10 protein-coding genes are annotated in these 14,291 nt (G+C 74.1%); 5 read left to right on the plus strand and 5 right to left on the minus strand.

Annotated elements, in window-relative coordinates; genetic code table 11:
- The first annotated feature begins 485 nt into the window (after positions 1-485).
- Both ACFWPT_RS04425 and ACFWPT_RS04430 read left to right on the plus strand, forming a co-directional pair.
- Positions 486-2,378 carry an AMP-dependent synthetase/ligase gene (locus ACFWPT_RS04425; protein ID WP_380479499.1) on the plus strand — a complete coding sequence of 631 codons (1,893 nt, stop codon included), beginning with the start codon at positions 486-488 and terminating at the stop codon, positions 2,376-2,378.
- 272 nt (positions 2,379-2,650) lie between these two features.
- Positions 2,651-3,829: a polysaccharide deacetylase family protein gene (locus tag ACFWPT_RS04430; RefSeq protein ID WP_380479552.1), complete on the plus strand. Its 1,179-nt coding sequence runs from the start codon at positions 2,651-2,653 to the stop codon at positions 3,827-3,829.
- Between the two features lie 82 nt (positions 3,830-3,911).
- Here ACFWPT_RS04430 and ACFWPT_RS04435 read toward each other — a convergent pair whose 3' ends face one another.
- Complete coding sequence (locus ACFWPT_RS04435) at positions 3,912-4,298, minus strand: hypothetical protein (RefSeq protein ID WP_244293498.1); 387 nt, start codon at positions 4,296-4,298, stop codon at positions 3,912-3,914.
- Positions 4,299-4,590: 292 nt separating this feature from the next.
- Here ACFWPT_RS04435 and ACFWPT_RS04440 point away from each other — a divergent pair, with 292 nt between their 5' ends.
- Complete coding sequence (locus tag ACFWPT_RS04440) at positions 4,591-5,481, plus strand: nitroreductase/quinone reductase family protein (protein ID WP_380479502.1); 891 nt, start codon at positions 4,591-4,593, stop codon at positions 5,479-5,481.
- A 192-nt stretch (positions 5,482-5,673) separates the two neighbouring features.
- Here the strand turns inward: ACFWPT_RS04440 and ACFWPT_RS04445 are convergent, their stop codons facing one another.
- The 4 genes from ACFWPT_RS04445 to ACFWPT_RS04460 form a co-directional block, all read right to left on the minus strand.
- Positions 5,674-6,471, minus strand: a complete 798-nt coding sequence (locus ACFWPT_RS04445) for an SGNH/GDSL hydrolase family protein (protein ID WP_371520625.1) — start codon at positions 6,469-6,471, stop codon at positions 5,674-5,676.
- A 488-nt stretch (positions 6,472-6,959) separates the two neighbouring features.
- A complete protein-coding gene (locus ACFWPT_RS04450) occupies positions 6,960-7,658 on the minus strand; it encodes a hypothetical protein (RefSeq protein ID WP_380479505.1) in 699 nt (232 codons plus the stop codon).
- A gap of 205 nt (positions 7,659-7,863) precedes the next feature.
- A complete protein-coding gene (locus tag ACFWPT_RS04455; protein WP_380376915.1) occupies positions 7,864-8,733 on the minus strand; it encodes a hypothetical protein in 870 nt (289 codons plus the stop codon).
- Positions 8,734-9,402: 669 nt separating this feature from the next.
- The gene (locus ACFWPT_RS04460) at positions 9,403-9,684 is read right to left on the minus strand and encodes a hypothetical protein (RefSeq protein ID WP_380479507.1); all 282 of its coding nucleotides are present in this window, start codon (positions 9,682-9,684) and stop codon (positions 9,403-9,405) included.
- A 361-nt stretch (positions 9,685-10,045) separates the two neighbouring features.
- On the opposite strand from ACFWPT_RS04460, the gene ACFWPT_RS04465 reads away from it, so the two are divergent.
- Positions 10,046-11,215 carry an exonuclease SbcCD subunit D gene (locus ACFWPT_RS04465; RefSeq protein WP_380479509.1) on the plus strand — a complete coding sequence of 390 codons (1,170 nt, stop codon included), beginning with the start codon at positions 10,046-10,048 and terminating at the stop codon, positions 11,213-11,215.
- Complete coding sequence (locus ACFWPT_RS04470) at positions 11,212-14,265, plus strand: AAA family ATPase (protein ID WP_380479513.1); 3,054 nt, start codon at positions 11,212-11,214, stop codon at positions 14,263-14,265. The genes ACFWPT_RS04465 and ACFWPT_RS04470 overlap by 4 nt, the downstream gene beginning before the upstream one ends.
- Positions 14,266-14,291: the final 26 nt, after the last annotated feature.

Consider the following 14,291-nt stretch of genomic DNA (forward strand, 5'->3'; position numbering starts at 1 on the left):
GAAAAGGCTTGGGAAAGGGCTTCGGAAAGAGTTCGGGTGCGGGCTTCGGGAATCGGCTTCGGGGCTGGTCGGCGTGGATGGTGCGTCGTCGGATCGGGCCTGGCCGGGAGGCCCCCGGTCGCAGGTCTGCGAGAGCCTACTACGCCCTGACCACTCGTTCGAGGGTCGTACCAGTCCACTTCCCCGGCTTGCCCCGCACACGTCAGGATCGACTCCCGGTCACTGCGGGCTCGCGTCCGGATCATCCACCGCCGCCCGGTTTGCCCGGTCACCGAACGCACGCGGTTCCTCCTCGGCGGCGACACCTTCCGCAGGGACCGGTGCCGATCTCGTCGCGTCACGGTCACAACCCTGGGCAGTGACAGGCCGATCCGATAGTTTCGCTCCACCTGCGCGGCCCGGCACCGCCGCCACGGCCTCCGGCGCCGACACCGGTTCCGGCACCGGCGCGGGCAGTGCCGCCGCGAGACGCCAACGGGGGGAATGTGCGCGAGTTCACCACCCCCGCCGTGGCCGGGCCCGAGGCCACCGGTGGACTCGCCGACTCGCTGTACGACACCGCCGAACGCACACCGGACCTGGTGCAGCTGGCCCGCCGCGTCGGCCCGCCGGGCCCCGCCGACCCCGCCGAGCACCGGGACGGGCACCGGTTCGGGCACCGGGACGAGTGGCGGGACGAGTGGCGGGGCGTCACCGCGCGGGAGTTCCGCGACGAGGTGCTCGCCCTCGCCAAGGGCCTGCTCACCCGGGGCGTGCGCTACGGCGACCGGGTCGCCCTGATGTCCCGCACCCGCTACGAGTGGACGCTGTTCGACTACGCGCTCTGGTCGATCGGCGCGATCACCGTCCCGGTCTACCCCACGGCGGCGGCCGAGCAGGTGCGCTGGATCCTCGCCGAGACCCAGGCCGTGGCCTGCCTGGTCGAGGACGAGGACGCCGCGATGACGGTCGGCGCGGTCTGCGACGCGCTGCCCGACCTCACCGGCATCTGGCAGCTGGACCGCGACTGCGTCGCCGCGATCACCGAGGACGGCCGTGACGTGCCCGACTCGCTCGTCCACCGCCAGCGGCTCGGCGTCACGGCCGGGAACGTCGCCACGGTCGTCTACACCTCGGGCACCACCGGCCGCCCCAAGGGCTGCCTGATCACCCACGCCAACCTGGCCGCCGAGGCCGACGCGCTGCTCGGCGGCTGGCGGGAGGCCTTCCACGACACCGGCGGCGGACAGCCGTCCACCCTGCTGTTCCTGCCGCTGGCACACGTCTACGGACGGGCCGTGCAGGTCGCGGCGATCCGCGGCGGCTTCCGGATCGGGCACGTCCCCGAGGTCTCCACCGACGCCCTGCTGCCCGCGATGGAGTCCTTCCGGCCGACCTTCCTGCACGTCGTCCCGTACGTCTTCGAGAAGATCTTCCAGCAGGCCCGGCGGGCCGCCGAGGACGCCGGGCGCGGCGAACTCTTCGAACAGGCCCGGCAGGTGGCCGTCGACTGGGCCGCCGCCCGGGAGCAGAAGGCGTTCGGGCGCGGGCCCGGGCCCAGCCCCAAGCTGCGGCTGCGCCACCTCGCCTACGAGCGGACCGTCTACCAGCGGCTGCGGGCCGTACTCGGCGGCCGGGTGCGCAGCGTGATGTGCGGCGGCTCCGCGCTGCGCCGTGAACTCGGCCTCTTCTTCACCGGCGCCGGCCTGCACCTGTACGAGGGCTACGGGCTGACCGAGACGTCCGCCGCGATCACGGCCAACCCGATCGGGCGGCAGAAGCTGGGCACGGTCGGGCACCCGCTGCCGGGCTCGTCGGTGGCCCTCGCCGACGACGGCGAGGTCTGGGTGCGCGGCGGCTCGGTCTTCGGCGGCTACCTCAACCACCCGCAGTGCACGGCGGAGTCCCTGATCGACGGCTGGTTCGGGACGGGCGACCTGGGCCGGCTGGACGAGGACGGCTACCTGACCATCACCGGCCGCAAGAAGGACCTGATCGTCACCAGCAGCGGCAAGAACCTGGCCCCGTCGGCGCTGGAGGAGCGGGTGGCCGCGCACCCACTGGTCTCCCAGTGCCTGGTGGTGGGCGACGACCGCCCGTACGTGGCCGCGCTGATCACGCTCGACCCGGCGGCGCTGGCACACTGGTTGAAGACGCACGGGCTGGAGCAGCTGGACCCGTGGGCGGTGCTCGCGGACGAGCAGCTGCACACCGAGGTCCAGCGCGCGGTGGCGGCGGCGAACACGGCGGTGTCGCGGGCCGAGTCGATCCGCGCGTTCCGGCTGCTGCCCCGCGAGTTCAGCCAGGACCAGGGGCTGCTGACACCCTCCCTGAAGCTGCGCCGGGCGGCGATCGCCGAGTACTACGCCGATGACATCGCGGAGTTGTACGTCCCCTGACGCATCGTCTCGTCCCTTTTGTGGCAGGTGCGGTGGGCTTCGGTTCACCGGCCGTTCCCTTGACGGGCTGATTGGTCCAGTCCATTGTTTCTCCTCGGTCCGAGTGCGGCGCACCATCCGCTCCCGCCCCTCCGGGAGCACCCAGGTCCCGCGAGCCCGGTTCCAGAGGCCCGCCCCACGGGCCCGGTTCCAGGGTTCCGGTTCCAGGGTTCCGATTCCGCCACGCCCTCCCCACGGGCGTGTCCCCCACACGCAGGAGTCCTCTCGTGTCGATGTCCACGCGCCCGTCTGCGCGCCTGTCCGCGCGCCTGTCCGCGCTGGCCGCCTCCGTCGCGCTGCTCACCGCCTTCGCCGCCCCGGCGGCCTCCGCCGCCCCCGGGCCCGCCCCAGCCGGCGCCCCGAGCGGCCCGAACACCCCGAGCGGCCCGACCGTCAACCTGGCCACCAACCCCGGCTTCGAACTGCCCGCCCCCGACCTCTCCGCCTGGGGCGCCGTCCCCGGCTGGAACTGCACCGGCGGCCCGGCCGAAGCCGCCGTCACCACCACCGCCGCGCACTCCGGCACCTCCGCGCTCACCGTCACGCCGGCCACCGCCGACTCCACCGGCGAGTGCGCGCAGACCGTGGCCGTCCAGCCCAACACCGCCTACACCGCCTCGGCCTGGGTCCGCGGCGCCTTCGTCTACCTGGGCGCCACCGGCACCGGCAGGGACGTCGCCCCGGCCTGGACCGAGACCACCGGCGGCGGCTGGCAGCAGCTCACCACCCGGTTCACCACCGGCCCGAACGCGCACAGCGTCCGGCTCTACGTCCACGGCTGGTACCAGCAGGGCCCGTTCTCGGTCGACGACGTCCGGGTGGACGGCCCCGCACCCGCCCCGGCCGTAGCCGCCGGATCCGTGCCCACCAGCGACAAGGTCGTCTTCTTCACCGTCGACGACGGCTGGCAGCGCACCCCCGAGGCGGAGAAAGTCATCGCCGACCACCGGCTGCCGATCACCGCATTCCCGCTGCCGATGCCGGCCGGCACCGACCCCGACTTCTTCCGGCGCGTCACGGCCGTACCCGGCTCCTCCATCCAGGACCACAGCGTCTCCCACTCCGACCTCAGCAAACTGCCGCTGGAGCAGCAGCAGATCGAGATCTGCGACGCCCGCGACGCCCTGACCCGCCAGTTCGGCACCACACCGGTGGCCTTCCGCCCGCCGTACTTCGCCTGGAACGCCGACACCCTTCAGGCCGCCGCCAACTGCGGCATCCGCACCGTGCTCACCGCCGACGCGGACTTCAGCTGGGGCGCGTCCAACATCTGGCACCCGGGCCTGCTGCAGCCGGGCGACGTCGTCCTGATGCACTGGACCGACACCCTCGCCTCCGATCTCCAGCGCGCCCTCGCCGCTGCCGACGCGGCCGGGCTCAAGCCGGCCGGCCTGGTCGACTACCTGCGCTGACGCGTCGCCGCCGGCGGGCTCCCCAGGGAGCCCGCCGACGGGGGCACCCACTCGCGGGGCTCCCGTCCACCGGCGGCCGGGCTCAGCCGAAGACGTGCGCCATCCAGCCGCGCAGGCGCTCGTCGAAGTCGGCGGCGCCGGTGAAATCGTTGGCCGGGATCACGCCGCCCTCGGCGTCGTCCTGCTCCTCCCAGCCGGCGGCGAGGTACTCGACATCGGCCCAGCCGCCACGGAACAGCACCACGTGCAGTTCGCCACCGGACAGCGGGTCCACGACCTGGACGCCGACGGAGTCCGGGTCCGTGACGCGGGCGCGGTCCGTCTCCAGCGGCTGCGGCCACGGGGCCAGGGCGTCGCGCCAGGTGAGCGCGCCGACCGTCAGACCGGCGGCCCGCCAGCGTACGGCCCGGGCGGCGATCCGCTCGGCAGCGTGGTCGAGGTCGACGATGCGCTCCACGACGGCGTTCACTTCCCTTCATCGGCGATCCCGCGTCGGCGATCTTTCGGCGGCGATCTTGCTCGTTGACAGGGCGTCCGCGCGTGGCTCTAATGGGGGCGTGCAGCGCGGCGCCGGCCACAGAGTAGTGGGCCGGCCGGCAGCCGAGCGAGCACCTTTATCCGAGGGACGATGCGCGATGAGCACTTTCTCCGCTGCCCTGATCTGACGTAGGCGGTCACCGTGGTGTCCGCGTGCGCGCCCGTGCACCGCGTGTGGCCGTGACTCCCAACCCCTGCAGGAGACTTCACCCACACCTATGTCCATGTCCACGAACCATGTCAACCAGTTCAACCAGAGCGTCATCGAGGAGTTCCGGGCCGACGGCGGGCGGGTCGGCGGCCCGTTCGAGGGCGGCGACCTGCTGCTGCTCACCACCGCCGGGGCCAGGTCGGGCAAGCCGCACACCGTGCCGCTCGGGTACGTCCGGGCCGAGGGACTGCTCCTGGTCGTCGCCTCCGCCGCCGGGGCGCCGGACCACCCGCAGTGGTACCGCAACCTGCTCGCCCGACCGGTGGTCCGGGTCGAACTCGGCTCCGAGGCGTTCGACGTGATCGCCGTACCCGCCGAAGGCGCCCGCCGGGAACGACTGTTCGCGGCCGTCGTCCGGCAGGCACCCGGGTACGGCGACTACCAGGCGAACACCGACCGGGAACTGCCGGTGGTCGTCCTGGAACGACCCGAGACACCCGCGCGCGAGGTGCGCAGCCTCGCCGACAAGCTGCTGGAGGCCCACACCTGGCTGCGTGCGCAGCTGCGCCACGTCCGGGAGGAGACGCACTCGCACGTCGCGGGCCGCCCGGCCGGCCTCGGGCTCCAACTGCGCCAGCACTGCCTCGCCTTCTGCGAGGGGCTGACGCACCACCACAGCGGCGAGGACGTTGCGATCTTCCCCGCGCTCGCGCGCAACCACCCGGAGCTGGCCGGGGTGCTGGAACAGCTGGGCGAACAGCACCTGGTGATCGGGCGGATCAAGGAGGAGCTGGTGGCACTGCTGGCCGGGATCGAGGTCACCGAACCGGACCGGCTCCGGGCCGAGTTGGACCGGATGTCGGCCGAGCTGGAGGCGCACCTCGACTACGAGGAAGCGGAACTGCTCCCGACGCTCGCCGGGATCCCGTTCCCGCCGCTCCGGCCCGGTCCGGCCCGGGACTGAGACGCACGAATGCCGTCGGCCCCTCTCCCCACGCTCGGGGAGGGGGGCCGACGGCCCACGAGCCGGTTCGGCGGCGTCCTGGAGCGACGGCCTACCGACGCGACGGTCCCACCTATGTGACAGGCCTGCCGATGTGACGGGCCTGCCGATGTGACGGGCCTGCCGATGCGACGGCCTACCGGCGCGAAGCCGTTACGACTGGGTGAAGACCGGGAGGTAGCCACCGGACTGGCCGGCGGCCTTCGGGTGGTAGCTCTCGTCGACCGGCAGGGTGGCGCTGTTGAGCCAGGTGGTCTGCGAGCCGCAGATCTCGTGCTCGGTGAAGATGCTGCGCACGTCGCCGAAGCTGAAGCCGGCGTTGGCGACCCGCTTGGCGATGACCTCGTCCAGCGTGTCGGCGGCGCCGTTGATCGCGGCACGCTTGGTGTCACTGATGCCGAGGATGCAGCTGCCGCCGATCTTGTAGAGGTGCGGGTAACCCAGCACCACCACGTGGGCGTTCGGCGCCTTGCTGTGGATCGTCGAGTACACCTTGTCCAGCTGGGCGGGCAGGGTGTTGCGGGCGTAGTTCTGGGCCGCGCTGACGGCGCTGAGGCAGGTGCTGTCCGACTCCAGCACGCAGGTCTTCATGGTGTCGGCGAAGCCGGCGTCGTTGCCGCCGACCGACAGGCTGACCAGCGTGGTGCTGGAGCTCAGCGCGGAGATCTGGTTGCTGAGGACGTCTCCGGTTCTGGCGCCGGAACACGCGACGAACGAGAAGGACGACGGCGAGTGCGCGTTCTTCCACAGGTACGGGTAGGCGTTGGTGCTTCGCTTGCAGTTGCCGCTGTCGCTCAGGTAGCTGCCGGCACCGACACCGGCGGAGTAGGAGTCCCCGAGGGCGACGTAGTTGACGCTCGCCGCATTCGCGGATGAAGCGGTGAACAACGTGGTCAGAGTGAGCAGAGCCGCTATCGCGGCAACGGACATGGCGCGCGCTGGACGGAGCATGGCACCTCCTGGTGTGGTATGGGTCACAGAAGTGATACCAGGCAGTAGGTGAACCGGGAAGCGGTCATGCCAAGGACATTGACGGGCAGTCCGACAACGCAGAAGTGAACCATCGGCCACAGGACGTGAGTTGGCGCTGGTCAGCGCCGGTGTACGCCGACCGACGTCGGTCATCGCGCGTAGACAGTGGTCGGTGAAAAAGTCAGCGAGTGGTCAGTTGGTAGTCAGGGCGCGGCCAGGACACCGTTACGGCACGGCCATCGCCAGGCCACCCCCGCCGTACGACGCGTCGCGTCGCGCCGGGGCTCGCCACGGCACAGCGCGGCACGAACCGGCACGAACCGGCACGACACGACCCGACTCCGCGCGAACCGACTTCTCACGCAAGGGCGTCAGCGCGCGCGGGCTCCGGCGCACGCGGGCTCCAGCTCGAAGCCCTGACCGTGGATCACGCGGACGGCACCGTCACCCGGCAGCCCCTCCTCCGGCTACGCGAGGCCCGGGTGAGGCTCGCTAGGGCACACCGCATCCGGGTGGACGGCCTCCGGGTAACCGGCGTCCGGACACACGGCATCCGGGTAGACGGCGCCGGGGAAGACCACGCAGCCCTCCACCGGCAGCTCCTCGATCGCCTCGTTCGCGGCGACCGGCACGCCGAGCCGACGGGCGGCGGTGGAGACCGCCACCCGGGCCTGGCGCAGCCCGGGCGCGCCCCAGCCGAGCAGTTCGACGGCGAGTCCGGGCGCGACCAGCAGCCGCCGGTAGTGCCGGCCGGAGGCCGGGTCGGCCGCGCTCGGGCCGACCGCGCGCAGCGCCGCCGCCATCCGGACCCGCGCACACTCGTGCCCGCCGTTGGCCGAGCCGACCCGGTCGTAGAGGTAACCGAGGTAGTACGGTCGGCCGATCACGGCCTGGGCCTCCTCGGCCGCCTCCCGGGCCAGCGCGGAGGCCGGATCCCCGGCGTCCTCCGGTTCCAGCGAGCCGCCGGGGAGCGAGCAGATCCCGTCCCTGGGGTTGACCAGGGTCAGCACCCGCCCGTCCGGAGCGAACAGCCACCCCCAGGACTGCTTCACCGGCAGCCCCTCGGGCACCTGCTCGCCCGGCCGCCACGGCCACCCCGCCGTGGGACGCCGGCGCACCCTGCCGAGCAGCTCGGCGATCTCCGCGCTGTACTCGATCCGGCTCATGCGTCCCCCTCTCGCTGTCGGGCTCGCCGGACCGGCAGTGCGCGGGACGGACCTGCGGAGCACGGTACGGAGCGGAGCGGCCGGAGCGGCGGCGTGGGGCACCGCACGCTCCTGCTGTTGATCTTCTCCGAATCTTCCCCGAACAGGCGGTCGATGAACAGTCCCCAGCGCCGCATGGTGGATGGCAGGGGTGGAAACCCCCTGATCACCCCAGCGGCCCACCCCCCTCCTCCGACGGGGAAGCGGGCTCCGGGAAGCCCGGCAGCGGGAAGCCCGGTCGCGGGACCACCCCGGGCGGGAACGGCAGCCCGCGCGCGGCGTCGTCGGCCAGCTCGTCGAACACCTCGTGCACCGTCATCGGCCGCAACCGCCCGCCGGCCAGCGCCCAACCGCGCACCCACGGCCCGTCCGAGGCCGAGGCCCCGGGCGCCGGGAGACCCGGATCACCGTGCAGCAGCAGCGCCCCCGCCCCGCCGCCGGCGACCCCCGCCGCCAGCGTCACGCAGAACGCCTCGGTGTCCCGCCCGGCGGGGTAGAGGCCGCCCGCCTCCACGCAGACCTCCACCGCCGAGCTGAGCTGCTCACCGTCCTCCGGGCCGTGGCAGCGCAGCGTCAGCAGGTGGCAGCCCTCCCCCGCGCCCTCGGCCAGCGCGAGGTAGGCCGACGTCACGTACCCCATCACCGCCGCCAGCCGCCGCTGCCCGTCCGGGTCGTCGCCGACCGCCTCCAGCAGGGCCACGCCCGCGACGGACATCCGCACCCGCGCCCGGTGGTCGTCCAGCAGGACCGGGAGCAGTTCGGCCAGCCGCTCCCCCGCGTAGACGAAGGGCTCCCCGGCCAGCTCCGGATCGCCCGCGTACGCGACCCGGGCGGCGGGCGTCCGGGGGTCGAGGCCGAGCGCCGTGCAGTAGTCCTCGTAGTCACCCGCCTCCAGGACCCGCAGGTGCACCTCCAGGCCCTGCGCGTGCAGGACCCTCAGCTGCTCCTCCGAGCGCCGCAGGTACTCCTGGTGGGCGAGCCGGCCGAACAACCCGTACCGCGCGAGGCCGGCGAAGTCGGACGCAGCCGCCGCCACCGCGACCGCCACCGGCTGCGGCGGCGGAGCACCCCGGGCCCGCCCGCCACGGCGCCCCCGCGCACCGGCCCCGCCCGCACGCCCTCCCGGCGGCCGGTCACCACCGGACGGCCGGGCCCCGCCGGGAGCACCCGGTCCGCCGTCCGCCCCGGCCCGCCGCCCGGCGCGCAGCAGCACCCGCCGGCGGACCCGCGACCGCCCGAAGACATCGACGGCCCCGGAACCCCGGCAGCCCCCACAACGCCCCGCACAACGCTCCGCAACCCCGGAGCCCTCACGACCCAACGACCACACCCGCATGGTTCCTCCCACCGACTAGCCCAGCACCGGACACCGCCGACCGCTCCGACCCCGGAACCGCCGACGTCGAGGAACATACACAGAGCCACTGACAATCCACCCCAAGTAATCGAACACGCGCGCCCCAGGACCCCGGGCCTCCCGATCCGGACGGGATTGTCAGTACCGGACGTTAAGGTCGGGAACCATGCGACTGCCGCATGGAGACACAGCCCCATAGGCGGCAGCTTTGGGCGCACCAGTAGATCTGGCCGCAAAAGCAGCGAGTTGGATGGACCACTTCTGGACGACGATCCAGCTGTGAACGGGTGCGCCGTACTACGGCAAATGCCCGCCGGTGCAGGGGCACCAGCGGGCAGTCCCGAAATATCATTCCTCGAAGCGCTTGCCGCTCCAGCCCGCCGGAGTCACAACGGTGTTGCGTGCTCCGCCGTTGACCCAGTGCCAGTTGGCGGTGCTGGCCTCGCCGGTCCGTCCGGGCACGGAGGCCTGAGCGTGGGCCTCCTCGGTGCCGACCGGAACGGCCGCACCCGTCGCAGGGAAAGCCGTGACGACTGCCGTGCTTTCCGCACCCGCCTGGGCAAGCGCCGCACCGGTACCGAGGCTGAACAGCGCAGTTGCCGCTACGCCAACTACTACACGCTTGATCACTATGGTTGTCCAAGGACTCGAAGGGGTCAGTTCTCACAGTGGACCAGCGGCCAGTAGACATTCGATCAACGCCAGTTGTGCGGCGAATCTCGGGGGCCTCGTGAAACAAGGAAAGCGGGCCCCACCCGAGAAGGCGGGGCCCGGCCCATTTTCCTTGGGATCCACGATCCGGATCACCGCCGACGTCTGCGGCCGCCTGTCCCCTGATGCGGGTGAGAGGCTGAGGGCTGTGATGGACGGAGCTCTGTCGGTGGGTCCTGTGATACTCGGTACTGACCAGGCGCCGGCCGCGTGACCGGTGCCGACTCGGCGCTGACTCGGAGGACATGGAAGTGGCAAACGTGCAGGTAGGGGCGCTGTAGTGCGACTGCTGCATACCTCCGACTGGCATCTGGGCCGCTCCTTCCACCGGGAGAGCCTGCACGACGCCCAGCGCGCCTTCCTGGACCACCTGGTGGACGTGGTCCGGGCCGAGCGCGTGGACGCCGTGCTCGTCGCCGGGGACGTGTACGACCGGGCGCTGCCGGGCCTGGACGCGGTCGCCCTGTTCGACGACGTGCTGCACCGGCTGGCCGGGCTGGGCGTGCCGACGGTGTTCATCAGCGGCAACCACGACTCGGCCCGCCGCCTCGGCGTCGGCGCCGGGCTGATCGGCCGGGCCGGCATCCACCTGCGCACCGACCCGGGCGAGTGCGCCGCCCCGGTGCTGCTGGCGGACGAGCACGGGCCGGTGGCGGTGTACGGGCTGCCGTACCTGGAGCCGACGCTGGTGCGCGAGCGGTTCGGGCTGGAGCGCGGCGGGCACGCGGCGGTGCTCGGCGCGGCGATGGACCTGGTCCGGGCCGATCTCGCGGCCCGCCCGGCCGGCACCCGCGCGGTGGTGCTGGCGCACGCCTTCGTCACCGGCGGCACGGCGAGCGACAGCGAGCGGGACATCGCGGTCGGCGGCGTCGCCTCGGTGCCCGCCTCCGTCTTCGACGGCGTGCACTACGCCGCGCTCGGCCACCTGCACGGCTGCCAGACCCTCGCCCCGCACCTGCGCTACAGCGGCTCGCCGCTCGCCTACTCCTTCTCCGAGGTGGACCAGCGCAAGACCATGTGGCTGGTCGACCTCGCGGCCGACGGCTCGGTCGCCGCCGAGCGCGTCGACTGCCCGCGCCCGCGCCCGCTCGCCACCCTGCGCGACAGCCTCGACGCGCTGCTCACCAAGGACGGGTACGCGCCGTACGAGCAGGCCTGGGTGCAGGCGACGCTCACCGACGCGGCCCGCCCGAGCGAGCCGATGGAGAAGCTGCGCCGCCGCTTCCCGCACACCCTCCAACTGCTCTTCGACCCCGAGGAGAGCGAGGCCGAACCCTCCCGGTCGTACGCGGCCCGGGTCAGCGGCCGGGCCGACCTGGAGATCGCGGAGGGCTTCCTGCGGCACGTGCGCCCGGGTGCCGAGCCGGAGCCGGACGAGCTGGGCTGGCTGCGCGCCGGGTTCGAGAGCGTCCGGGAGACCACCGACCGGAAGGCGGACCTGCCCCGATGAGGCTGCACCGGCTCACCGTCAGCGCGTTCGGCCCGTTCGCGGGCAGCGAGAGCGTCGACTTCGACGCGCTCGCCGCCGGCGGCCTGTTCCTGCTGCGCGGCGCCACCGGCGCGGGCAAGAGCAGCGTGCTGGACGCGGTCTGCTTCGCCCTCTACGGCGACGTCCCCGGCACCCGGCGGGCCAACCGGCTGCGCAGCGACCACGCCGAGCCGCGCAGGCTGACCGAGGTCCGGCTGGAGCTGACGCTCGGCGGGCGGCGGCTGCAGATCACCCGGCTGCCGGAGCAGCGGCGGCCGAAGAAGGTCGGCACCGGCACCACCGTCGAGCGACCGCAGACCCTGTTGCGCGAGTGGGCCGCCGACGCGGGGGACGGCACGCCCGGCTGGCGGGCGGTGAGCAAGTCGCACCAGGAGGCCGGGGAGGAGATCCACCGGCTGATCGGCATGAACCGGGAGCAGTTCTGCCAGGTGGTGCTGCTGCCGCAGGGCGACTTCGCCCGCTTCCTCAAGGGCGACTCGGAGGAGCGCGGCAAGCTGCTGCGGCGGCTGTTCGACACCGAACGGTTCCAGCACGTCGAGGGGTGGCTCGCGGAGCAGCGGCGCGTCCAGGAGGCCGCTGTCCAGGCCGGCCGTCGCCGTCTGCGGGATCTCGCCAGCAAGGCCGAGCAGGCGGCCGGCCCGGGCGCCGAGCCCGCCGAGGGCTGGGTGCCGGCCGAGGAGGACGCCGCCGACCTGACCGCCAGGGTGCTCGGCTGGGCGGCGATCCTGCGCAGCGGCGCAGCCGAACAGCGCACCGTCGCCGGGGCCGCGCTGGCAGGCGCCGAGGAGGCGCAACGCGCCGCCCAGGGCGAGCGCGCGGCCGCCGAGGAGCTGGCCGGGCGGCAGCACCGCCACCGGCAGGCGCTGTTCCAGGCCGACCGGCTGGCCGCGTTCGAGCCCGAGGCGGCCCGGGATGGCCGGCGGCTGGCGGTGGCGCAGGCGGCCGTCGGGGTGGAGTCCGCGCTGCGGCTGCACGAGGGCGCGGCCGAGGCGCACCGGCGGGCCCGGGAGGCCGAGCGACGGCACCGCGAGGTGCTGGCCGGCGCCGGCGGCGCGGGCAGCGCTGCCGCCGGGGGCCCGGCACTCGCCGAAGCGGGGACCGCCGAGCTGGCCGAGGCCGAACGCGAACTGCGGGCCGGGCTGGTCCGGCTGGAGGCCGCCGGGGCGGAGGAGCGGCGCTGCGCCGAACTCGCCCGCGAGCAGCGGAGCCTGGACGAGGAGCGCCGGCGGGCCGACGAGCTCGCCGAGGAGGCCGAGGACTGGCTGGCCGAGTACGACGCGCGGCTCGGCGGCCTCCAGGAGCAGCAGGACCGGGCCCGGGCGGCGGGCGCGCTGGTCGAGCAACTCGACGGCCGCCGGTCCGAGTTGAGCACCCGCCTGGACGCCGCCCGGGAGCGCGACGGCCTGCGGGCCGAGATCGCCGCCGCCGAGCCGCGCACCGCCGCCCTGCGCACCGCCGCGCTGGACGCCCGCGAGTACGGCCTCGGCCTGCGCGAGCGGCGGCTGGCGGGCATGGCCGCCGAGCTGGCCGAGCAACTGCGCACGGGCGAAGCGTGCCGGGTCTGCGGCTCACCCGAACACCCGGCACCCGCCGAGACCGCCGACGGCCGGGTCGGCGCCGACGACGAGGAGCGTGCCCGCCGGGCCCAGGCCGCCGCCGAACAGGCCTGGACGGCAGCGGACCAGGCCCTCACCGCGCTGCGGGTCCGCGAGGCCACCGCCACCGGCGCAGCCGGGCCGGAGGGCGCCGACGCGCTCGCGCAGGCCCTCGCCGAGCTGGACCGCGAGCACCGCGAGGCACTGCACTCGGCGGAGGCGCTCGGCCGGGTCGAACAGGAGATCGCCCGTTTGTCGGCCGACCGGGACCGCCGGCTCGCCGAGCTGCGCGAGGCCCGGGAGCGCGCCGCCGTCCGCACCGACCGGCTCCAGGCGCTCCGGCACGAACAGCGCGAGCTCGCCGCACGGGTGACCGCGGCCCGGGGCGAGGCGGCCTCCGTCGCCGCGCGGGCGGCCGCGCTGGAGCGGCTGGTCGAGCGGGTCGCCGCCGTGGCCGAGGCCGCGCGGGCCTGCGCGCAGGCGCTGGCCCGGCTCGGGGACGCCGAGGGCGAGCTCGCCGAGGCCGCCGCCGCAGCGGGCTTCCCGAGCCCCGAGGAGGCCCTGGCCGTGCTGCTCCCCCGCGCGGAGCGCGAGCGGCTGGCAGCCCGACTGGAGCGGCACCGGACGGAGTCCGCCGCCGTCCGGCACGAACTCGCGCTGCCCGATCTGGCCGAGGCCGCGGCCCGTCCGCCGGTCGACCTGCCCGCCGCCGCGGCCGCGCTCGGCGCCGCCACCGACCGGCTGGGCCGGGCCCACGCCGACCGCTCGGCGGCCGACGAACGGTGCGCGGCACTGGCCTCGATCGGTCGGCAACTGGCCGACCTCGCGGACGAGTTGGCCCCGGCGCTGGCCCGGTACGGGCGGATCAACCGGCTCGCGGCGCTGGCCGCCGGCACCTCCACCGAGAACCGGCTCCGGATGCGCCTGGAGTCCTACGTCCTGGCGGCCCGGCTGGAGCAGGTCGCGGCGGCGGCCAGCGACCGGCTGGTCCGGATGTCCGGCGGCCGCTACACCCTGGTGCACAGCGACGACCGGGGCACCGGCAACAAGCGCTCGGGCCTGGCCCTGCGGGTGGTCGACGCCTGGACGGGCACCGAGCGGGACACCGCGACGCTCTCCGGGGGCGAGAGCTTCTTCGCCTCCCTCGCCCTGGCCCTGGGCCTGGCCGACGTGGTCACCGACGAGGCCGGCGGCATGCCGCTGGACACCCTGTTCATCGACGAGGGCTTCGGCACGCTCGACGAGCAGTCCCTGGAGGAGGTGATGGACGTCCTCGACGGCCTGCGTGAACGCGACCGGGCGGTCGGCATCGTCAGTCACGTCGCCGACCTGCGCACCCGCATCCCCGCCCAGCTCCTGGTCCGCAAGGGGCGACGCGGCTCGACCCTGGCCCTGGCCGGGAGGGAGGACGCCTAGGGACCGCCCAGGGACACTGCCAGCGG

This window comes from Kitasatospora sp. NPDC058478 (genome assembly GCF_042720345.1).
Lineage (GTDB): Bacteria > Actinomycetota > Actinomycetes > Streptomycetales > Streptomycetaceae > Kitasatospora.

Coding starts and splice junctions, on each gene's coding strand:
- ACFWPT_RS04430 (WP_380479552.1), top strand. CDS start 2,651: ATGTCCACGCGCCCGTCTGCGCGCCTGTCCGCGCGCCTGTCCGCGCTG.
- ACFWPT_RS04440 (WP_380479502.1), top strand. CDS start 4,591: ATGTCCACGAACCATGTCAACCAGTTCAACCAGAGCGTCATCGAGGAG.
- ACFWPT_RS04445 (WP_371520625.1), bottom strand. CDS start 6,471: ATGCTCCGTCCAGCGCGCGCCATGTCCGTTGCCGCGATAGCGGCTCTG.
- ACFWPT_RS04450 (WP_380479505.1), bottom strand. CDS start 7,658: ATGAGCCGGATCGAGTACAGCGCGGAGATCGCCGAGCTGCTCGGCAGG.
- ACFWPT_RS04470 (WP_380479513.1), top strand. CDS start 11,212: ATGAGGCTGCACCGGCTCACCGTCAGCGCGTTCGGCCCGTTCGCGGGC.